The organism is Azospirillum canadense (genome assembly GCF_025961225.1).
GTDB classification, from domain to species: Bacteria; Pseudomonadota; Alphaproteobacteria; order Azospirillales; family Azospirillaceae; genus Azospirillum; species Azospirillum canadense.
On record NZ_JAOQNG010000001.1, the window covers coordinates 328,327 to 348,300 of the forward strand.

The following is a 19,974-nucleotide window of genomic DNA, read 5'->3' on the forward strand; positions in this document are numbered from 1 at the left end:
CCGAGAATAATCGGTTATGCGCGTCCTGGAAATGGCGGTCGCGGCGGGAATGGACCGGATTCGGATCGGACCGCGGCTCAGATGGTGGCTCAGGCGGTGGCGGCCGCGATCACCGTGGACTCGCCGGCCGCGGCGGCGACCAGCGTGCGGAACAGGGCCTGCTGGCGGTCGTCGGCGACCAAGTATTCGGGATGCCACTGCACGCCGATCAGGAAGGGGTGCGCCGCCGCCTCGATGCCCTGCACGACTCCCGCCGTCTCCCGCGCCACGACGCGCAGGCCCTCGCCCAGCCGGTCCACCGCTTGGTGGTGCAGGGCGTTCACCCGGCATTCGGCGATGCCCAGGATGCGGTAGAGGCCGCTGTCCGGTTCGATTCGGATGCGCTTGCGCGGCAGCACGGTGCGCAGCCGCGGCGCCTCCAGGTAGATCTCGTGGATGTCCGTGTGCAGCGAGCCGCCGCGGTGCACGTTGATCATCTGCGAGCCGCGGCAGATGCCCAGCACCGGCAGGTCCCGCCGGGCGGCGCAGTCCAGCGCGTTCAGCTCCAGCCGGTCGCGTTCCGGATCGATGCGGATGTGCGGGCGGGCGGTTTCCCCATAGAGGGTCGCGTCGATGTCGTCGCCGCCGCCGACCACCAGCCCGTCGAGCCGGTCGATGGGGAAGGGGCTGCGCGCCGTGATGCGCACCGCCCGCGCGCCGGCGCGGCGCAGGGCCAGGTGGTTCGCCCACCAGGCGATGCGGCTGCCGTGCACCGAGGCGGTGACCCCGATCAGCGGGCGCCCGGATCGGCCGGACGCGGTGGGGAGGAAGGCGGCCATGGGCATGCGAAAGCCCCCCTATCCGGCGATCCGCCGGCCGGCCTCGGCCGCCCAATCGTCGAGCGCCCGGCGCGCGGCGAAGGACCGGTAGTCGGTACCCAGCCGGTCGAGCCGGTCGCGGTCGGCCGCCAGTTCCTCCACCGCCACCCAGCGGTTCCAGTCCTGCGCCAGCCGCCAGTCGGGGTCGCCAAGCCGCGCGTTCGGCAGGCGGTAATGGAAGGTCGGGCGCGGGCGGACGTGCGGATCCTGCACCTTGGCGAACAGAAGGTCGGGCCGCAGGTGCGCGAACAGCGGGAACAGGTCCAGCTCGCGGTTGCGGGTCGGGTTGGATTCCAGGTAGTCGGCGATCAGCCCGTCCAGATCCGGCCGGTAGGCGGGATCGACGACCTTCACGGCGTAGTCGGTCGGAAAGGCGGCGATGAAGCCGGTCAGCCGGCGCGTCGGATCGACGCGGATCTCGCTGCGCAGCCAGGGGGACAGCACCAGGAAGGCCTTCAGATGGTCGAGCACGTAGTCGCCATCGTCGCGCGCCACCTGCGGGTTGAAGTGCAGGCCGAAGGCGAACAGCGGGCTCGCCTCCGTCCCCGACGCGCCGCGGTCGCGCAGCGTGGTGAACAGCGCCTCCAGCTCGCCCAGCCGGTCGAAGGGGATTGGCGGGGCGGCGATCTCGAACGGCATGACGAGGCTGCCGATGTTGCCCCACAGCGGGCGGAGCGTCTCGACCACGGTGTCGGCCACCTTGCCCACCACCGATCCAACGGATGCCCCTGCCGCGCCGTCGCCCGTCCCGGCGTCGTCCGCCTTCTTCTCCGGATGGGCGGAGCGCATGTCCAACTCCACCGTGAAGTCGCCCAGCCGGGTGCCGGTCACGCGGCAGCGGTGCGGGTCCTCCATCGCCATCGTGCCCCCGTACAGGTCGCGCACCACGGCGGCGGCGGAAGGGGCGTCGAGGTCGGCGAACTCCACCTCCACGCCCACTTGGCGCGGGGAGCCGTCGGACGCGGTGCGGAGCGGGGGCATCTGGAAAGCTGTGTTCATGGCGCCCGTTCAACACACCGGCCCCGGCCCCGGTTCCAGGCACCCTTCGGCGAGCCCCCAAGAAACGGGTGCCCGGGAACAATGCCCGGAAACGATGCCCGGAAACGATGCCCGGAAACGATGCCCGGAAACGATGCCCGGAAAAAAATGCCGGGTGCCGCGCAGGAGCGTGGGGGCATGCCGTGTATAAGGGTACGTGGACGGCTGGAGACGCCCTCACCCCGCGAAACGGCGGGGCGGACCGGGCGCGCCGCGCGGGGAGGCGCATCCGTCATCTGGAGGTTTGGGGGCGTTTGGGACTGATCGGAAAGCGAGACGGGGGTGGAGACGTCGTGGCCGGCGATCCCGCGGAGCCGAGCGACGAAGAGCTGATGGCGGAGGTTGCGGCGGGAAACCGCGCCGCCTTCAACGTCCTCTCCCGCCGTCACCTGAAACGGAGCCTGGGCTTGGCGATGCGCATCGCCGGCAACGCGCAGGACGCCGAGGAGGTCGTGCAGGACGCCTTCCTGCAGGTCTGGCGCCACGCCGACCGCTGGCGGGGCGACCAGGCGCGCTTCACCACCTGGCTGTACCGGATCGTCGTCAACCGGGCGCTGACCTACCGGCGCCGGCGCGGCTTCGACCCGCTGGAGGCGGCGGCCGAGATCCCCTCGGCCCTGCCCGACGCGCAGGCCACGGTGGAGGAACGGCAGCTCGCCAAATGGGTGGACGGCGCCATCGCCGCCTTGCCCGAGCGGCAGCGTGCGGCGCTCAGCCTGTGCGTGTATGAGGAATTGACCTGCGCCGAGGCGGCGAAGGTTCTGGATGTTTCGGTCTCCGCGATGGAGAGTTTGCTGGTCAGGGCCCGGCGCGTGCTGCGCGAGACGCTGCGCCCCCTGATCGGCCCAGCCGACACTGGACCCGATAGGGGACCCAATAAGGGATTCGACGAGGGCAAGCCATGAACCCGTCCGGAAAGACGCCAGAGATGACCATCGCGCGCTTTCGCCATCTGGCGGACGTGTGCGGCGCCGACCTCGCGCGCTGGCCGGCCGCGGAGCGCGCTGCCGCCGAAGCCCTGCTCGACGGGTCGGATGAGGCGCGCCGTGTCCTGGCGCAGGCCCGCGTCCTGGATGCGTGGATCGCGCTGGGCGCGCCGCAGGTGGACGATGCCCAAGTGGAACGCCTGCTCGGCGCCATCGGCGACCGGATCGACCGCGAGGCGGGGAACGCCGCAACCGGGCTTCCCCAACCGCCGGCCGCGGCGCTCCACAGGGCTCGGCCGCGGGGCTTCTGGCCCGCGGCGGCCTTTCTCGCCGGCATGGCGGTGATGGGCACGCTGGCCGGGGCCGACAACTACATGCAACCGACGTCGACGACTTCGGCCGGCATCGCCAGCCTCGTCGCGCCCGAGCCTTATCTCCTTGCGTGGAATCCATGATTGCTGTGCTGCGCCGCCGCTGGATGCCGATCGCCCTGGTCGGATCCCTGGGATTGAACCTGTTCCTGGGCGGGTTCGTCCTTGCGCGCCACCACCATCCCGGCGGCCCGCCCCCGCCGCCCGACCGCTTCATCGAGCACATGGCCTCGACCCTGCCGGACGCCGACGCGGCCATCCTGCGCCGGGCGCTCGCCGACCACCGCGAGGCCCTGGCCGCCGACCACCGGCGGCGCGACGCCTTTCCCCACCAGCTCCAGGCGGCTATCGCCGCGGAGCCCTTCGACCCGAAGGCGCTGGCATCCCTGTTCGCCGACCACGACCGGGCGGAGATGCAGTCGCGCGAGACGTTGCAGCAGGCGGTGATCGCCGCGGTGTCGGCCATGTCGGCGGAAGGGCGGCATCGCCTCGCCAACTTCCGGCCGGAAGGGCGTGGTCCGCGCTGAACGCGGCCAGCCCGAAGCATGATCGAACAAATTTTGGGAAAATCGCGCAGGAGTCGCCGGAGCGCCGCGTCTAACCCTTCGGAAGCAACCCGTTCAGGCCGCATACCACCAACGTCGTGGAGGAGCGGCGGCGCGGACGAAGGAGAACGACATGTCCATTTCCAGCGTGACCTCATCCTCGGTCGGCGGCGTGGCCCAGCAGCGGCCGCAGGGGCCGGGCAAGGAAATCCGCGAAGGCGTCAACCAGCTGAAGAAGGCGATCGAGTCCGGCGACCTGGAGTCCGTCCAGGGCGCTTACGACTCGCTGTCCAAGCTGGCGAGCAGCAAGCAGTCCTCGTCCACCAGCGCCACCAGCGGCACGTTGGAGTCCAAGGACCCGTTGTCCAAGATGCTGTCCGCCGTCGGCGAGGCGCTGAAGACCGGCGACGTGTCGCAGGTCCAGCAAGCCTTCGAGGCGAACGGCCCGAAGGGGCGCGGCGGTCCGGGTGGGCCCGGCGGTGGTGGCCGTCCCATGGGCCCGCCGCCCGACGGCGGCCAGGGCGGTCCGCCCGACGAGGTGAAGAGCGCGATGGGCAGCTTGGCGCAGTCGCTGCAATCCGGCGACCTGTCGGCCGCACAGGACAGCTTCTCCTCGCTGGCGCAGCTGCTCGGCACCGACAGCGATTCCAGCAACTCCAGCACCTCGTCCACGTCGACCGCCAGCTCGCCCCAGGATCTGTTCAAGACGATGCTGAGCAGCCTGAGCACCGCGTTGCAGTCCGGCGACCTGTCGGGCGCGCAGAAGGCTTTTTCCTCCATGGCCCCGCGCGGGTCGCAGGGCGTGGACCTGTACGCGTGACGCAACTGTACGCCTGAACGGGCCGTACGCGCGACGGTATGGCCGGGTCTCGTGGCCTTTCGCCGGCCCATCCGCGGCGGAAGGCCCGGCCGGCTTGAGAACTAGGTCTCTCACGTATCCCAATTGGGCGACCAGCTCGGCGCCACGGTGCGGGTGTGGCCGGCCAGCCGGTCCAGCGCGGCGCGGTCGGCCGGGTCCAGATCCAGGTCCAGCGCCGCCTGGTTGTCGCGCAGGTGTTCCGTGCTGCCGGCCTTCGGGATGGCCGCCACGCCATCCTGGCCGAGCAGCCAGGCGAGGGCCACCTGGGCCGGGGTCGCGCCGTGCTTGGCGGCGATGCGCCGCACTTCGGCGTTGGCCAGGACCTGGCCGTGGGCCAGCGGGCTGTACGCGACCAGAAGCATCCCGCGCGGGCGCAGGTAATCCAGGACCGGGGCCTGCGACAGCAGCGGGTGGTATTCCACCTGGTTGCAGAAAATCTCCGCCCCGACCTCCTCCACCGCGTGGCGGAGCAGGGCAACGGGGAAGTTGCTGACGCCGATGCGGCGCACCTTGCCGGACTTCCGCAGCGCCGCCATGGCGCCCAGCGTTTCGGCCAGCGGCACGCGCGGGTTCGGCCAATGGATGAGCAGCAGGTCCACACAGTCGCTGCGCAGGCGCCGCAGACTTTCTTCCGTCGACCGTTCGACCTCGCCGCCGGTCAGCCGGTCCATCCACAGCTTGGTGGTCAGGAACAACTGGTCGCGGGGAATGCCGGATTCGGCGATGGCCGTTCCAACCTCCGCCTCGTTGCCATAGGCCTGGGCGGTGTCGATGTGCCGATAGCCGAGGTCGAGCGCGCTCCGCACCACCCGGGCGCAGACGGACCCGGACAGCTGCCATGTGCCGAGTCCCAGGGCGGGTATGCGGGTGCCAAGGTGTGTGAGAGTTTTCATCATCCTCTACCTCTTTCGGACAGCTAGAAATTCGGCATTTTAGGTAAAACGGAAAACAACTGTCCTGAAAATACCAAGGAGATACCCCGTATTCGCGGGGTGCTTCGACGGCAATGTCAGTCTTTTCCGGAAATTTTCCAGAGCGATTAACTGGGATTTAACCATGATGGCGGTATCCCAATGGTCGGCGGAGGTATGACGGCCGAGGATCGAAGGCCGGTTGCTCTGCCCCAAGGGGAGCCCGAGACACCATGACCCTGCTGGCCCGCCTTTTCGTGCTGGTGCTGCTCGCCGTGTTGCCGGCCGTCGGCATCCAGGCCTATGGGGTGTTCCAGTTCCGCGCCGAACGCGAGGAGGAGGTCGCCGCCCAGGCGGAGCGCCTTCTGCATCTCGTCGAGGGTGAACAGGCGCGGATCGTGGATGGTGCGCGGCTGATGGTGACCTCCATCGCGGAATCGGCGGCCTTGCGCGCCGGCGACTTTGGCCGCTGCCGGGAGCATCTGGCCCGCCTCACGCGGCTTGCCCCCGAATACCGCAGCCTGGCGGTGGTCGGACGCGACGGCACCGTGCTGTGCAGCGGCGCCGCCGACGCGCCGGCCCGCCTGCCGACGTCCCTGCCGCACATCCGCCGCGCCATGGAGGAGGGTCACTTCGTCGTCGGCGAATGGACGCCCGGTGCTTCGGACCCAGGCGCAAAGGACAAGACTCAGGGCCCGGAATCAACCCCCGCCACCGGGACGCTGCCTTTCGCCATTCCCTTCCGCAACGAGGCGGGGGAGATCGCGGGCGTCGTGACACTCGGCCTCGACCTGCCGTGGCTGTCCGCCAACTTCGCGGCGCGCCCGCTGCCGGAGAACGCCAGCCTCTTGGTCACCGACCGCAACGGCAACATCCTGGTCAAGCTGCCCAACGGCATCGCCCAGCGCGGCGAGCGCGTGCCGCCCGCCTATCTGGAGTTGGTCGGCGACGAGCGGGGCGGGGTCGCCACCATGCCGGGGCTGGACGGGGTGACGCGCGTGCTCGCCTACTCCTCGGCGCGGCGCGGCGTGCGCGACCTGTTCATCAGCGTCGGGCTGGACCACACCACCGCCATCGGCAACATCGACCGCTCGACCCGCCACGGCCTGCTGCTGACGCTGGCCGGGTTGCTGGTGGCGATCGCCGCCGCCTGGATCGGCGGCACGCTGTTCATCCGCCGCCCGGTGGCCGTGCTGATCCGCGCCGCCCAGACCTGGGGCGAGGGCGACTCGACCGCCCGCGCCGGGCTGGCCGACCGCACGTCGGAGATCGGGCAGCTCGGCTCCGCCTTCGACGCCATGGCCGGAACGCTGGAAGCGCGGGAGCGCGCGCTGCGCAGCTCGGAAGAGCATCTGCGCGCGGTGCTGGACGCGCTGCCGGCCTTCATCGGCGTGCTGGCCCCAACAGGCGAGGTGCTTCAGGTCAACCGCGCCGCCATTGAGGCGGCGGGCCTGCCGGCCGACCAGATCCTGGGCCGGCCCTTCCACGAGACGTCCTGGTGGTCGTTCGATTCGGCGGGGCGCGAGCAGCTGCGCGCGGCCGTGGCCCGTGCGGCGCACGGAGAGCGTTCCCGCTTCGACGCCGCGATCCGGCTGGCCGGCGACCGGCAGATCATCGTGGACGTGGCGCTGACCCCGATGCTGGACGCGGCGGGCCGCGTCACGCACCTGATCGTTTCCGCCACCGACATCACCGAGCGCAAGTCCACCGAGGAGGCGCTGCGCGTCACCAACGAGCGCTTCCGCACGGCGCTGCGCAACTCCGGCGTGGCGGTGTTCAACCAGGACCGCGACCTGCGCTACACCTGGATGCACAACCCGGCGCTGGGCTACACGGCCGAGCGGGTGGTGGGCAAGACCGACCACGAGGTGTTCGAGGACCACGGCGACGCCGACTCCGTCACCGCCATCAAGCGCCGCGTCCTGCTGACCGGCGAGGGCGTGCGCGACGAGGTGCGCATCCGCCAGGACGGCTGCGACCATTTCTACGACCTGACCGTGGATCCCCTGCGCGGCCCGGACGGCAGCATCGTCGGCGTGACCTGCGCCGCCGTGGACGTGACCGGCCGCAAGCAGGCGGAAGCCGACCTGCGCCGCGCGCGGGAGGCGGCGGAGACCGCCGCGGCCGGCAAGTCCAAGTTCCTGGCCGTGGCGAGCCACGACCTGCGCCAGCCCGTGCAGTCGCTCTACCTGTTCGCCGCCGCGCTGGGCGACCGGCTGCAGGGTCACCCCGGCCTGCCGCTGCTGGACAACATGCGCCAGTCGCTGGACACGCTGAAGGGGCTGCTGGACGGGCTCTTGGACATGTCGCGGCTGGAGTCGGGCAAGATCGCCGTCACCAAGACCGACGTGCGGATGGGCCAGGTGCTCGGCCGGCTGGTCGCGGAATACGCACCGCGCGCCGCCCAGAAGGGCCTGATGCTGCGCGCCGTACCGACCCGTGCCTGGGTGCGCACCGACCCGGCGCATCTGGAGCGGATCCTGCGCAATCTGATCGAGAACGCCCTGCGCTACACCCGCAAGGGACGCATCCTGATCGGCTGCCGCCGCACCAAGGGCGGCCTGCGCGTGGAGGTCTGGGACAGCGGCATCGGCATCCCCGCCGACCGGCTGGACGAGATCTTCGAGGAGTTCACCCAGCTGAACACCAACGGCGACCGAGGCCTCGGGCTGGGTCTGGCGATCGTCAAGCGCCTCAGCAAGCTGCTCGGCCACCGGGTCGGCGTGCGGTCGACGGAGGGGCGGGGGTCCGTCTTCTCGGTCGAACTGCCGCGCGTCGCCGCGGAGAAGACCCGGGCCGCCGCGGTGGAATTGCGGCAGGTCGCCAACGACTGCGTGAACAAGGGCATGGTGCTGGTGATCGACGACGAGGCGATCATCCTGCTCGGCCTCAAGGCCATGCTGGAAGGCTGGGGCTACAGCGTGCTGACCGCGCGGTCGGGCGACCAGGCGCTGGAACGGCTGCGCGCCGACGGCCGCCGCCCGCAGGTCGTGCTGGCCGACTACCAGCTCCAGCAGGGCCGCACCGGTCCGGAGGCGCTGGCCGCCGTGCAGGGGCTGGTCGGGACGGACGTGCCGGGCATCATCCTGACCGGCGACACCGCCCCGGAACGGCTGGACGAGGCCCAGCGCAAGGGCTTCCGCATCCTGCATAAGCCCGTCTTCCCCAACGACCTGCGCAAGCTGATGGCCAGCGCCGGCGCGGCTTAGGCGCCGGCTCCGTTGGGGACAACCGGTATTTCACGGATTGTAGCGCGGATTACGCGGATCGATTTTTACTTGCTAGGCGCGCGCTTTTCGATGGAGCCACGCGGAGCAAGATTAAAGAAAAATCCGTGCAATCCGTGCTCAAATCCGCGAAATCCGTGTAGAATTTGTTGTCAGCAAGGATCGCGACAACCCCGTCTTCCCAGCCGCCTGTCGCCCGTGCACAATGTTGCCGACAGAAAACCGGGCCACGGGACGGTTGCGATCCGTCCCGGGCACAATAACGGGAGAGGTTGGCACGATGAAGACGACGTCCTGGATGGTCGGCACCCTGGCGGCGGCGCTCGCCGGGTTGTGGGCGGCGGCGGCCCCGGCGCAGACGAAGGTGACCGTGGCGATGAGCGGCTGGACCGGCTTCGCGCCGATCACGCTCGCCAAGGAAACCGGCATCTTCAAGAAGAACGGCATCGAGGTGGAGATCAAGAAGATGCCGACCTCCAACCGCCACCAAGCCATGGCGGCGGGCGAGGTGCAGGCGATCACCACCACGGTCGACACGCACATCCTCTACGCTTCCTCCGGCGTGGACGTGACGCAGGTGCTGGTGCTCGACAGCTCGCACGGCGGCGACGGCATCGTCGTGCGCGACGCCATCAACAGCGTCGCCGACCTGAAGGGCAAGCAGGTGGCCGTGCAGTACGGCGGCGTGCCGCAGTTCTGGCTGGCCTATGTCCTGAAGAAGAACGGCCAATCGATCAACGACGTGACCTCGGTCAACCTGCAGCCGTCCGACGCCGCCAACGCCTTCGTCGCCGGCCAGTTCGATGCCGCCGTGACCTACGAGCCGTACCTGTCCAAGGTGCGCGAGGCGAAGGGCAAGATCCTCGTCACGTCGGACCAGACGCCCGGCGTCATCATCGACACGCTGGCCTTCCAGCCCGACTACATCAAGAAGAACCCAAAGGTGGTCCAGGCCTTCGTCGACAGCTGGTTCGAAGCACTGGATGCCATCAAGAAGGACGAGAAGAAGTCCTTCGAGATCATGGGCCGCGACGTGAACCAGACGCCGGAGCAGTTCGCCGAGTCGGCGAAGTTCGTGCGCTGGTACGACAAGTCTGGCAACCAGGAATACCTGACCAAGACCATGCCGACCTTCCTCAAGGAGGTGCAGGACGTCATGCTGGAGGCGAAGCTGATCCGCAAGGCGCCGCCCAGCCTGGACGGCATGGTCGACGCCTCCTTCGTCAAGTGAGGGCAGCCGCGTGGCCCAATCCGTTTCCGACCCTCTCCCGCCGCAAGGCGGGGGAGGAAGGCGCGCCGCCTTGTTCACCCCGCTGAAGCCGGTCGCCCCGGCGCTGCGCACGACGCTGGGGATCTCCTGCTTCGTGCTGTTCTTCCTCGGCTGGGGCATCGCGACCTACGGCGGCTTCGTGAAGCCGCTGTTCCTGGCCTCGCCCGGCGATTCGCTGAAGGCCGGCTGGGCGCTGTTCACCGAATTCGGCTTCGCCACGGACATCGCCGTCACGGTGTGGCGCGTCCTGGCGGGATTCGCGCTGGCGGCGCTGGTCGCCGTGCCGCTCGGCATCCTGATGGGGGCCTTCAAGCCGGTGGAGGCCTTCTTCGAGGCCTTCGTGTCCTTCGCCCGCTACCTGCCGGCCTCCGCCTTCATCCCGCTGCTGATCCTGTGGGCCGGGGTGGGGGAGATGCAGAAGATCCTGGTCATCTTCATCGGCTCGGTCTTCCAGTTGATCATCATGGTGGCGGTGATCGTGTCCGGCATCCGCACGGACTTGGTGGAGGCTGCCTACACGCTGGGTGCCAAGCGCGACGGCGTGGTGCGGCGGGTGCTGCTGCCGGCATCATCCCCGCAGATCTTCGAGGCGTTGCGCCTCGTGCTCGGCTGGGCCTGGACCTACGTGATCGTGGCGGAGCTGGTCGGCGCCTCGCGCGGGATCGGGCACATGATCATCGACGCGCAGCGGTTCCTGGACACCGGGCAGATGATCTTCGGCATCTTCGTGATCGGCGTCATCGGGCTGGTCACCGACCTGGCCTTCCGGACGCTCAACGCCCGCCTCTTCCCGTGGGCCAAATCACGATGATGGGTTGGACGATAAGGGGCGGATCATGAGCAAGCTGTCCATCCGCCGGGTCGAGAAGACCTTCCCCGGCCGCCCCGGCTCGTCCGGCACCACCGCCGCCACGCGCGCGCTGGAGCCGACCAGCCTGGAGGTCGCCGACAACGACTTCATCACCATCCTCGGCCCCTCGGGCTGCGGCAAGTCCACCCTGCTGCGCATCGTCGCCGGGCTGGAGACGCCCAGCGCCGGCGAGGTGCTGTTGGACGGGCAGCCGGTCCACGGCCCCGGCCCGGACCGCGGCATGGTGTTCCAGTCCTACACGCTGTTCCCCTGGCTATCCGTGCGCGACAACGTCTGCTTCGGCCTGCGGGAACGCGGGGTGGCGCGGGCGGAGCAACTGGCTGTCGCCGACCGCTTCCTCGCCCAGGTCGGGCTGAAGGGGTTCGAGAACCACTACCCGGCGCAGCTGTCAGGCGGCATGCAGCAGCGCACGGCGCTGGCCCGCGCGCTGGCCAACGACCCGAAGATGCTGCTGCTGGACGAGCCCTTCGGCGCACTGGACCACCAGACGCGCGAGGTGATGCAGGAGCTGCTGCTGGGCATCTGGGAGCAGCACCGCAAGACGGTGATGTTCGTCACCCATGACATCGACGAGGCCATCTTCATGGCCAGCCGCGTCGTGGTGATGTCGGCCCGCCCGGGGCGCATCAAGTGCGACGTGCCCATCGAGCTGCCGCACCCGCGTTCCTACAAGGTCAAGACCACGCCGGAGTTCGCCGCCTACAAGGAGCGGTTGACCGAGGAAATCCGCGTCGAGACCATCAAGACGCTGAGCATGGAGGCGTAAGGGCCGGGGGCGGCTACCCACGCCGCCCCGTCCCGCGTTATTCGATGGCGCCCGTGCGGATCACGATGTCCGACAGGGCGATGCCCGCGCGTTCCGCGTCGGCGGCCAGCGTGGCTTGGCTGTCCCAATGGACGTTGCCGTTGATCTCCGCGACGCGGCCGTTCCGCTTCACCACCCACACGCCCGTGGCGGCCATATGGACGGCTTGCGCCAAAGGCTGGCCGGCCGCGGGCTGCGGCCGCGCCTGGGTGACGGGGTGCGGCGCCGTGTCGGCGCGCGCCGAGAATTGGCCGAACAGCACACCGTCGGCGTGGCCGCCCACCATCGGCAGGGGATGACGTTCGCGGCGGTCGCTCGGACGGCAGGGCGAGGTGGCGGCGATGGCTTGCGGCCGGGCGGTCAGTGACATGGTCGATTCCTGGAACCTGTTCGGGTGCCGGTCCCTCCATACGGGAACCGGTCGTTACGTGTCTCAACTTTCCGCCGAACCAGCGGCGAAGTAAAGCGGCAAATTATCGTTTACTTGTGTAAACCATTCCGGGACTTGGTCGGTCTCCCTGAATTCTACAAAATATTTTCTAAAATTTTATCTGTTGCGGGCAATCACTGCGCCGGGTGGCCCTCCTTCCGGAGGCCCCGGGAAGGCCACGTCCGGCAACTGGTGAAACTTCGAGCGGGCGGCGGGGTTGAACAAGCGCAACCACATGGTTGCCCCGCAGCGCTCCCACAGGAGGAGGAAAACGATATGGCCGCCGAACCCCGCAACGAAGGAGAAGGCAACCGCACGGCCGACGCCCAATACCGCAAGGGCGTCCAGGACCATGTCCAGCACCACGACGTCGAAGGCGACGCCAAGCGGGCTCGCGACGCCGTGGACGGCCCGGAAGGCGACGAGCTGCGACGCGCGGAGGAAGAGGGCAAGCGCCACGCCAAGGGTGAGGACCCGCAGCTGAAGCCCGGCGCACAGTCGCAGGGCAAGCCCTGACGCGGGGCACGTTCCCCACCCGAATCCCCGTTCCGCACACACGGAGACTCCTACCCCTTTCGATACCCTGGAATAGTCACACGCAAGCGAACGTTCAATCCGTAAGCATGAGCGCGGCCGCGACACGGGACGCGGCCGCGCTTGAATGCGAGCCTGAATAACGGGCCAAGAGAAACGGGCCAAAAGAAACGGATTGAACCATGTTGAAGAAGTTTGCTGTGATTCTGGTCGGTGGCCTGCTGCTGGCGGGATGCGAGAATCTCAACCATCGGGAGCAGCGGACGCTGTCCGGCGGCGCCATTGGTGCTGCGGGCGGTGCGGCCATCGGCGCGATGACCGGCGGCAGCGCCGTCATGGGCGGCGTGATCGGCGGTGCGGCCGGCGCTGCGGTCGGCGCCCTCACCGCGGACAACGGCCGCCACCGCCGGTAAGGCACGACGGTAAGGGCGGGCGGCCTTTGCCCCGGCAGCGGGCGCGCACCCTTGTATGCCATGCGCGGTCGGGGGCTCGGAGCGGGCGACGGGCCCCCCGCCGTCTCACCAAAGAGTAGCACGCGCATCTCCAACGCTTGCAAACGGCTGCGGATGGCCTAGAACACTCCGCTCATGACCCAACCGCTCCGCATCGGCACGCGCGGCAGCCCGCTGGCGCTGGCGCAGGCCCACGAGACCCGCGACCGTCTGATCGCGGCGCACCCGCATTTGGCCGCCCCCGGCGCGATCGAGATCGTCGTCTTCAAGACAACGGGCGACCGCATCCTCGACCGCACGCTGGCCGAGGCCGGCGGCAAGGGGCTGTTCACGAAGGAACTGGAGGACGCGCTGCTGGACGGCCGCGCGGACCTGGCGGTCCACTCCATGAAGGACGTGCCGACCTGGCTGCCGGACGGGCTGGAGATTTCCACCCTGCTGCCGCGGGAGGACACGCGCGACGCTTTCTTCTCGCGCGCCGGCCAGGGCGTGGACGACCTGCCCGCCGGGTCTGTGGTCGGCACCGCCGGCCTGCGCCGACAGGCGCAGATCCTGGAGCGGCGCCCCGACCTGACGGTCGTGCCCTTCCGCGGCAACGTGCAGACGCGTCTCGCCAAGCTTGACGCCGGGGAGGTGGACGCCACGCTTCTGGCGCTGGCCGGCCTGCGCCGGCTCGGCCTGACCGACCGCATCACCGCCGTGCTGGAGCCCGAGGTGATGCTGCCCGCCGTCGCCCAGGGCGCCATCGGCATCGAAATCCGCAGCGCCGACGACGCGACCCGCGCGCTGCTCGCCCCGCTCCACTGCCACCAGACCGCAGCCCGCGTGGGGGCGGAGCGCGCGCTGCTCGCGGCGCTCGACGGCTCCTGCCGCACGCCCATCGCGGCGTTGTCCACCCTGGACGGCGACCGGCTGACCCTGAAGGCCAAGGTGCTGTCGCCCGACGGCCGCCAGGTCTTCCGGGCCGAGCGCGCGGGAGCCGCGGTCGACGCCGTGGCGCTCGGCGCCGACGCCGGGGCGGAGATCAAGGCGGTCCTGCCGCCCGATTTCTTCCTGCCGTAACGGGCTGTCCGGCCCATGCCAGAGGCGATGCGGCCGCCGCACCTGCTGGTTACCCGCCCGGCGGAGGACGCCGAACCGCTGGCCGCACGCCTGCGCGCCGAAGGCTTCGATGCTTCGGTCGAGCCGATGCTGGACATCGTCCAGCGCGACGGGCCCGACCTTGACCTGGACGGCGTACAGGCACTCCTTTTCACGAGTGCGAATGGCGTACGCAGCTATGCCAGACGTACAGGGCGGCGTGACCTGCCGGCCTATGCCGTGGGCGACGCGACCGCGGCGGCGGCGCGCGCCGTCGGCTTCCACCATGTGGAAAGCGCGTCCGGCGACGTGTACGCGCTGGCGGCACTGGTCCGGGCGCGCTGCGTGCCCGGGGCCGGGGCGCTACTTCATGTCGCAGGCAGCAAGGTTGCCGGCGATCTGTCAGGAATGCTGACGGAAGCAGGGTTTCTCGTGCGGCGCGAGGCGCTGTACGACGCCGTTCCAAGCGTGCGACTCTCCGACCATACGGCTGGGTTGCTGCGTACGGGCACACTCGACGGCGTGTTGTTTTTCTCTCCCCGTACCGCCCGTTCGTTTGTTAGGCTGGTCGCCGAGGCGGGGCTGCTCGACTGCTGTCGTACAGTGGACGCGCTCTGCCTCAGCCCCGCGGTTGCGGAGGCGGCCCGCGCGTACAGTCCTCTGGACGGCGCCTTGAACGGTGACTTGGGAGTGACACCGTGGCAAGGCGTACGGGTGGCCCCGCGACCGGAGCAGGACTCGCTGCTCGGCCTGCTGCCGGATTTGTCCGGCCGCAAGGGCCGGGCTTGAGCGCATCCGGCGACGGGGCTGTGGCGTTCGTCGAGACCAACAGCGACCAAGAAGGCACCCCATGACCCCTCGCCCAGGCTCCAATCACGAGGCCGATCCGAACGGTCCCACGCCGTCCGATTCTTCGCCGGCTGCCGGCGGCCCCGCCGTTGAGCGCATCATCGAACGCTTCGGCGGCATCCGCCCGATGGCGCACAAGCTGGACATCCCCGTGACGACCGTCCAGGGCTGGAAGAAGCGCGGCGCGATCCCGCTGAACCGCCACGCCGACCTGCGCGCCGCCGCGGCCAAGCATCGGATCACGCTGGACGAGGCCGACCTCGAAGCCGCCACCCCGAGCGAGGACCGCGCCACCACGGACACCACTCCGGACGCCGCCGACTCGGTGACCCCGCTGCCGCCGGACGCCGTGGCCGCGCCTGAAGGCGTGGAACCGGTGGTTCCGCCCGCCGATACCCTTCCGGGGACCGAGCCGGTCATCATCGCCGGCCCGCACGCCGAGTCGCCTGCGTCCGAGGCCGCGAAGGCAGACGAGACCGCGCGCGTCGAACCGCCGGCCTTCGAACCGCCCCCCATCGTCGAACCGGTGCCGCCGACCACCAGCTATGAGCCGGTGCGCGAGGTTCATCGCGAAGAGCGCCGCTCCGGCGCCGGTTTCGCCACCGCCGTGTCGCTGCTGGCCCTGATCGTCGGCGCCGCCGCCCTGTCGGAGCCCTGGTGGGGCCCGCGCGTGCCGGGCTGGCCCAGCCGTGACGGCGCCGCCCAGCAGGCCGCCGCCCCGGCCCCGGCTCCAGTGGCACAGCCCGACCCGGCGTTGCGCGGCCAGCTCCAGCAGATCGCCGACCGCGTGGGCAAGCTTGAACAGCGCCCGGCCGCGAGCGGCAACGGCGCTGCGGCGGGCGGTGTCGACCCGCAGGTTTTGGAGAACGCGCTCCGCCAGCTGTCGGGCCGCATCGACCAGCTCGACCAGCGCGTCCAGCAGGCCGGCAGCGCCGAGGCGCAGCCGGATCCGCGCGTGAACCAGCTGGCCGAACGTCTGGGCGGCATCGAGCAGCGCGTCGCCGCCGTGGGCAGCAACACCCAGGCCGCCGAGCAGCTCCGCCAGGAGGTGGACGGGCTGAAGCAGCAGCTCGCCTCCGTCAACCAGTCCGTGGCCTCCGTCAACCAGGCGGTGGAAACCCGCCGCGACGCCGCCACCGCCGCCCAGGCGCTGGTGCTGGCCGCCGGACAGCTGCGCTCCGCGCTCGCCACCGGCCAGCCGTTCCAGCAGGAACTCCAGGCCGTCCGCGCGCTGGGCGTCAGCGACCCGCAGGTCACGCAGCCGCTCGACGCCGTGTCGGCCTACGCCGGCAAGGGCGTGCCGACGCAGCCGCAGCTGGCCGACCGCTTCCAGGCCCTGTCGTCGGACATCGTGCGCGCCGCCAACCAGGGCGAGGGCGGCGACTGGATCAACCAGGTCACCGGCAAGCTCGCCACGCTGGTCACCGTGCGCCGCCAGGGCGGCGGGGTGGTCGGCGACAGCGCCGACGCCGTGGTCGCCCGCGCCGAGGCGTCGCTGCAGGAGAACAACCTGGGCAAGGCGATCGAGGAGCTGTCGGCGCTGAAGGGCCCGGCCGCCACCACCGCGGCACCCTGGATCGCCGACGCCAAGGCGCGCCTGGCCGCCAACCAGGCCGGCCAGCAGCTGACCGCCCGCGCCATCGGGCTCCTGTCGCAGTCGGCCGGTGCCACGGGCGAGAAGGGGGCCGCGCAATGACCCGTGCGATCTGGTTCCTCATCAAGGTCGCGATCGTCGTCGGGATCGCGGTCTGGCTGGCCGACCGGCCGGGCACCGTCAACATCAACTGGCAGGGCTACGCCGTCGAGACCAGCTTCGGCATCGCCGTGCTGATCACCGCCGCGGTGCTGGCCTTCGCCGTCTTCCTGTACCGGGTGGTGCGCGGCATCATCCGCGCGCCGCGCACGTTGGGCCGCTACAGCCGCTCCCGCCGGCGCGAGCGCGGCTACAAGGCGCTGACCCGCGGCATGGTGGCGGTCGCCGCCGGCGACGCGGCCACCGCCCGCAAGATGGCGCGCAAGGCCGACGGCCTGCTGAACGAGCCGCCGCTGACCATGCTGCTGTCGGCCCAGGCCGCCCAGCTCCAGGGCGACGACCGCGCGGCGAAGGAATACTTCACCGCCATGCTCGACCGCCCGGAGACGGCCTTCCTCGGCCTGCGCGGTCTGCTGACCCAGTCGCTGAAGGCCGGCGACCGGATGGAGGCGCTGCAACTCGCCCGCCGGGCGCAGTCGCTTCAGCCCAACACGCCCTGGCTGCTCGGCACGCTCTACGACCTGGAGGCCCGCTCCGGTGACTGGGCCGCGGCCGAGGGCACCCTGCAGCAGGCGGTCCAGGCCGGCGCCATCAGTTCCGAGCAGGGGCGGCGTCACCGCGCGACCCTGCTGATCGAGCGCAGCTTCGAGGCGGAGCGCCGCGGCCGCGCCGACGCCGCCCTGTCGCACGCCCAGGCGGCGCACGACCTCGTGCCGGGCTTCGTCCCGGCTGCGGCCCGCGTCGCCCGGCTGCTCGCCGCCGCGGGCAAGCTCCGTCCGGCCGCCAAGGCCGTCGAGCGCGCCTGGCGCATCAACCCGCACCCGGATCTGGCCGACGCCTACCGGGACGTGCTCGCCAACTACGACCCGCTGACCCGGGTGAAGCTGACCGACAAGCTGCGCGTCGCGGCCCCGAACGCCGCCGAATCGCACATCGCTCTGGCCCAGGTCTCGCTGGCCGTCCAGCTCTGGGGCGAGGCGCGCACGCACCTGAACAAGGCGCTGGAACTCCAGCCGTCCCGCCGGCTCTACCGTCTTCTGGCGGAACTGGAGCGGGAGGAGCGGCAGGACGAGGAAGCCGCCCGCGCCTGGCTGGCCCAAGCCGCCGCGGCGCCGGCCGATCCGTCCTGGACCTGCACCGCCTGCAACGCGGTCAGCCCGACCTGGGGCGGCCTGTGCGGCCATTGCGGCGCCTTCGACAGCCTGGAATGGAAGGCCCCGACCATGACGGTCTCCCTGATGGCGCCGGAGTCCACCACGACCGCCATCACGCACCAGCCGTCCGAACGCCCGATCGGCCCCGCCGTGCCGCAGTCGGCGACATAGCCGCATCTGCACGGTCGCATTTGCACGCTGTTGGTTCCTGGCCCCTTCCCGCCCCGGCGGGGAGGGGCTTTTTCATGGGGGTGCCGGCCCCTCAGCGCACCGCCCGCAGGGCGTCGCGCACCTCCGTCAGGATGTCGCCCAGCAGGTTCAGGCCGCGCCATTGCGTGGGGTCGGTGGCGCGCGGGTCGTCGGCGGCCAGGCCGATGCCCCAAACGCGGTCGATGGGGCTCGCCTGCACCAGCCGCGTGCCGCCGGTGGCGAGCAGGATCGCGAGCAGGTCGGGGTTCTGGCTGTATTTGGCGAGGCTGCCGGTGACCACGATGGCGTGCCGGGCGCCTTCCCACACCGGCTCCGCGAAGCCGCGGACGCGGCGGCCCAGGCTCTTCTGCCGCACCGGCTCGGGCTCGTCCAGGATCAGGGCGGCGGTCTCGGCGTCGCCGAACAGCAGCGCCTTGGCGTGCATCATGTAGTGCTCGGCGCAGAGGTAGCGCCGGCCGGCGACGGTCATGGGGCTGGAATGCCACTGCGACAGCGGTCCATCCCAGAAGAAGGTGAAGCCCGCGGGCGCCGGCCCCGACACCGGCAGCGCCCCCTCAGCCGGTCTTGCCGAGGCGCGTGCCTTCGAGGATCGCCTCGTCGAAGATGGCGCCGACGCGGCTGCAGCCGGTCAGGTCGGCCATGGTCAGGTCGCAGCCCTTCAGGTTGGTCTCGGTCAGCGAGGCGCCGGCCAGCCGCGCCCGCACCAGCGAGGAGCGCATGATCTTGGCGCCCGCGCTGATCGCCAGGGTGCCGAGGTTGGCCTTGTCCAGGCAGCCGTCGATCAGGATGGCGCGGTCGAGCTTGGCGCCGCGCATGTCCGCCCCGCGCATGTCGGCAGAGCGCAGGTCGGCCCCGTCCAGCTGCGCCGCCTGGAGCTGCGTGCCCTTCAGCCGTGCGTTGCGCAGCCGGGCGCCGGAGCCCTTGGCGAGCGTCAGCACCTTGCCCGACAGGTCGGCCCCATCCAGGTTCATGCCCGACAGGTCGAGTTGCTGCCCCTGCGCCCCGCTGGTGCCGAGCCAGAGCAGATGCTGGCGCAGCAGCTTTTCGATCTCCGCCGCGCTCGGGACCGGGCGGGTTTCCGCCTCTTCCTCCGCATCCTCGTGGATCGGCGTCTGGGGGGCGAGGGCGGCGGCGGCGGCCTCCGCGTCGGTGCGGATGGACAGGGCGAGGTCGCCGTCCGACACCTTGGCGCCATCCAGCTTCGCCCCGCGCAGGTCGGCGCCGTTCAGGTCCGCCCCCTGGAGGTCGGCGCCGGAAAAGTTGCAATCGCGCAGATCGGTGCGCTGCAGCCGCGCGCCGTTCAGGCGGGAGTTGGTGAAGTCGGCCGCCCGGGCGAAGCTGCCCGACAGCTTGGCGCGCGCCATGTCGGCGTTGGTCAGCTTGGCCGACGCCATGTCGGCCGGCCCCGGTTCGAACCCGACCACCTTCAGCTCGCCCGACGCGCTGCGGTTCGCCATGCTGCCGTCGCGCAGGTCAACCTCGACCATCACGGCACCGTCCAGCATGGCGCCGCGCACATTCGCCCCCCGCATGTCGGTGCGGAACAGCCGCGCCTCGGTCATGTCGGCGTTGCGCAGGTCGGCGCCGTAGAGGTCGGCGTGGTCCAGGATGGTGCCGCGCAGCTTGGCGTCGCGCAGGATGGCGCCCGACAGGTGCGCGCCGGTCAGGTTGCGCCCGGACAGGTCCAGGCCCGACAGGTCGAAGAAGGGCAGGTTGGCGCGGGCTCCGTTCGGCCGCCCCTCGGTGAAGCGCACATGGCGCTCGCAGACGCGGTCCAGCTGGTCCTGCGTCAGCCGTATTCGAGACTTGAGGGTGCCGTCGTTTGCCATGGG

At 70.6% G+C, this 19,974-nt stretch carries 20 protein-coding genes; 14 read left to right on the forward strand and 6 right to left on the reverse strand.

What is annotated here, in order from left to right; translation table 11 throughout:
- Positions 1-89: 89 nt before the first annotated feature.
- Both M2351_RS01550 and M2351_RS01555 read right to left on the reverse strand, forming a co-directional pair.
- On the reverse strand, positions 90-824 hold the full coding sequence (locus M2351_RS01550; RefSeq protein ID WP_264654409.1) for a gamma-glutamyl-gamma-aminobutyrate hydrolase family protein: 735 nt from the start codon (positions 822-824) through the stop codon (positions 90-92).
- 12 nt (positions 825-836) lie between these two features.
- The gene (locus M2351_RS01555) at positions 837-1,856 is read right to left on the reverse strand and encodes an amidoligase family protein (protein WP_264654410.1); all 1,020 of its coding nucleotides are present in this window, start codon (positions 1,854-1,856) and stop codon (positions 837-839) included.
- Positions 1,857-2,188: 332 nt separating this feature from the next.
- Between M2351_RS01555 and M2351_RS01560 the strand changes: the two genes are divergently transcribed.
- From M2351_RS01560 to M2351_RS01575, 4 genes are all read left to right on the forward strand, one after another.
- A complete protein-coding gene (locus M2351_RS01560) occupies positions 2,189-2,800 on the forward strand; it encodes an RNA polymerase sigma factor (RefSeq protein WP_264654411.1) in 612 nt (203 codons plus the stop codon).
- Positions 2,797-3,276, forward strand: coding sequence for a hypothetical protein (locus tag M2351_RS01565; RefSeq protein WP_264654412.1), 480 nt, complete (start codon positions 2,797-2,799; stop codon positions 3,274-3,276). Before M2351_RS01560 ends, M2351_RS01565 begins: the two co-directional genes overlap by 4 nt.
- Positions 3,273-3,719, forward strand: coding sequence for a periplasmic heavy metal sensor (locus M2351_RS01570; protein WP_264654413.1), 447 nt, complete (start codon positions 3,273-3,275; stop codon positions 3,717-3,719). The genes M2351_RS01565 and M2351_RS01570 overlap by 4 nt, the downstream gene beginning before the upstream one ends.
- Positions 3,720-3,870: 151 nt before the next feature.
- Positions 3,871-4,557 carry a hypothetical protein gene (locus M2351_RS01575; protein WP_264654414.1) on the forward strand — a complete coding sequence of 229 codons (687 nt, stop codon included), beginning with the start codon at positions 3,871-3,873 and terminating at the stop codon, positions 4,555-4,557.
- A gap of 110 nt (positions 4,558-4,667) precedes the next feature.
- Here M2351_RS01575 and M2351_RS01580 read toward each other — a convergent pair whose 3' ends face one another.
- Complete coding sequence (locus M2351_RS01580) at positions 4,668-5,492, reverse strand: aldo/keto reductase (protein WP_319801862.1); 825 nt, start codon at positions 5,490-5,492, stop codon at positions 4,668-4,670.
- Positions 5,493-5,740: 248 nt separating this feature from the next.
- Here M2351_RS01580 and M2351_RS01585 point away from each other — a divergent pair, with 248 nt between their 5' ends.
- The 4 genes from M2351_RS01585 to M2351_RS01600 all read left to right on the forward strand — a co-directional run bounded on the left by M2351_RS01585 (position 5,741) and on the right by M2351_RS01600 (position 11,641).
- The gene (locus M2351_RS01585) at positions 5,741-8,716 is read left to right on the forward strand and encodes a PAS domain-containing protein (RefSeq protein ID WP_264654415.1); all 2,976 of its coding nucleotides are present in this window, start codon (positions 5,741-5,743) and stop codon (positions 8,714-8,716) included.
- A 298-nt stretch (positions 8,717-9,014) separates the two neighbouring features.
- Positions 9,015-9,965: an ABC transporter substrate-binding protein gene (locus tag M2351_RS01590; RefSeq protein WP_264654416.1), complete on the forward strand. Its 951-nt coding sequence runs from the start codon at positions 9,015-9,017 to the stop codon at positions 9,963-9,965.
- Positions 9,966-10,035: 70 nt separating this feature from the next.
- Positions 10,036-10,815 (forward strand): ABC transporter permease, encoded by a 780-nt coding sequence (locus M2351_RS01595; RefSeq protein ID WP_264654417.1) that lies wholly within the window; start codon positions 10,036-10,038, stop codon positions 10,813-10,815.
- A gap of 25 nt (positions 10,816-10,840) precedes the next feature.
- On the forward strand, positions 10,841-11,641 hold the full coding sequence (locus M2351_RS01600; RefSeq protein WP_264654418.1) for an ABC transporter ATP-binding protein: 801 nt from the start codon (positions 10,841-10,843) through the stop codon (positions 11,639-11,641).
- Between the two features lie 37 nt (positions 11,642-11,678).
- Here M2351_RS01600 and M2351_RS01605 read toward each other — a convergent pair whose 3' ends face one another.
- Positions 11,679-12,050, reverse strand: a complete 372-nt coding sequence (locus M2351_RS01605) for a hypothetical protein (protein WP_264654419.1) — start codon at positions 12,048-12,050, stop codon at positions 11,679-11,681.
- Positions 12,051-12,386: 336 nt separating this feature from the next.
- Between M2351_RS01605 and M2351_RS01610 the strand changes: the two genes are divergently transcribed.
- From M2351_RS01610 to M2351_RS01635, 6 genes are all read left to right on the forward strand, one after another.
- Positions 12,387-12,626: a hypothetical protein gene (locus M2351_RS01610; RefSeq protein ID WP_264654420.1), complete on the forward strand. Its 240-nt coding sequence runs from the start codon at positions 12,387-12,389 to the stop codon at positions 12,624-12,626.
- Positions 12,627-12,826: 200 nt separating this feature from the next.
- Complete coding sequence (locus tag M2351_RS01615; protein WP_264654421.1) at positions 12,827-13,057, forward strand: YMGG-like glycine zipper-containing protein; 231 nt, start codon at positions 12,827-12,829, stop codon at positions 13,055-13,057.
- A gap of 174 nt (positions 13,058-13,231) precedes the next feature.
- Positions 13,232-14,158: a hydroxymethylbilane synthase gene (gene hemC / locus M2351_RS01620; RefSeq protein WP_264654422.1), complete on the forward strand. Its 927-nt coding sequence runs from the start codon at positions 13,232-13,234 to the stop codon at positions 14,156-14,158.
- A 15-nt stretch (positions 14,159-14,173) separates the two neighbouring features.
- Positions 14,174-14,965 carry a uroporphyrinogen-III synthase gene (locus M2351_RS01625; protein ID WP_264654423.1) on the forward strand — a complete coding sequence of 264 codons (792 nt, stop codon included), beginning with the start codon at positions 14,174-14,176 and terminating at the stop codon, positions 14,963-14,965.
- A 61-nt stretch (positions 14,966-15,026) separates the two neighbouring features.
- On the forward strand, positions 15,027-16,721 hold the full coding sequence (locus tag M2351_RS01630) for a COG4223 family protein (protein WP_264654424.1): 1,695 nt from the start codon (positions 15,027-15,029) through the stop codon (positions 16,719-16,721).
- The gene (locus tag M2351_RS01635; RefSeq protein ID WP_264654425.1) at positions 16,718-18,103 is read left to right on the forward strand and encodes a heme biosynthesis protein HemY; all 1,386 of its coding nucleotides are present in this window, start codon (positions 16,718-16,720) and stop codon (positions 18,101-18,103) included. Before M2351_RS01630 ends, M2351_RS01635 begins: the two co-directional genes overlap by 4 nt.
- 91 nt (positions 18,104-18,194) lie before the next feature.
- Here M2351_RS01635 and M2351_RS01640 read toward each other — a convergent pair whose 3' ends face one another.
- Both M2351_RS01640 and M2351_RS01645 read right to left on the reverse strand, forming a co-directional pair.
- Positions 18,195-18,683 carry an NADAR family protein gene (locus tag M2351_RS01640; protein WP_264654426.1) on the reverse strand — a complete coding sequence of 163 codons (489 nt, stop codon included), beginning with the start codon at positions 18,681-18,683 and terminating at the stop codon, positions 18,195-18,197.
- Between the two features lie 13 nt (positions 18,684-18,696).
- Complete coding sequence (locus tag M2351_RS01645; RefSeq protein ID WP_264654427.1) at positions 18,697-19,971, reverse strand: pentapeptide repeat-containing protein; 1,275 nt, start codon at positions 19,969-19,971, stop codon at positions 18,697-18,699.
- Positions 19,972-19,974 lie beyond the last annotated feature (3 nt).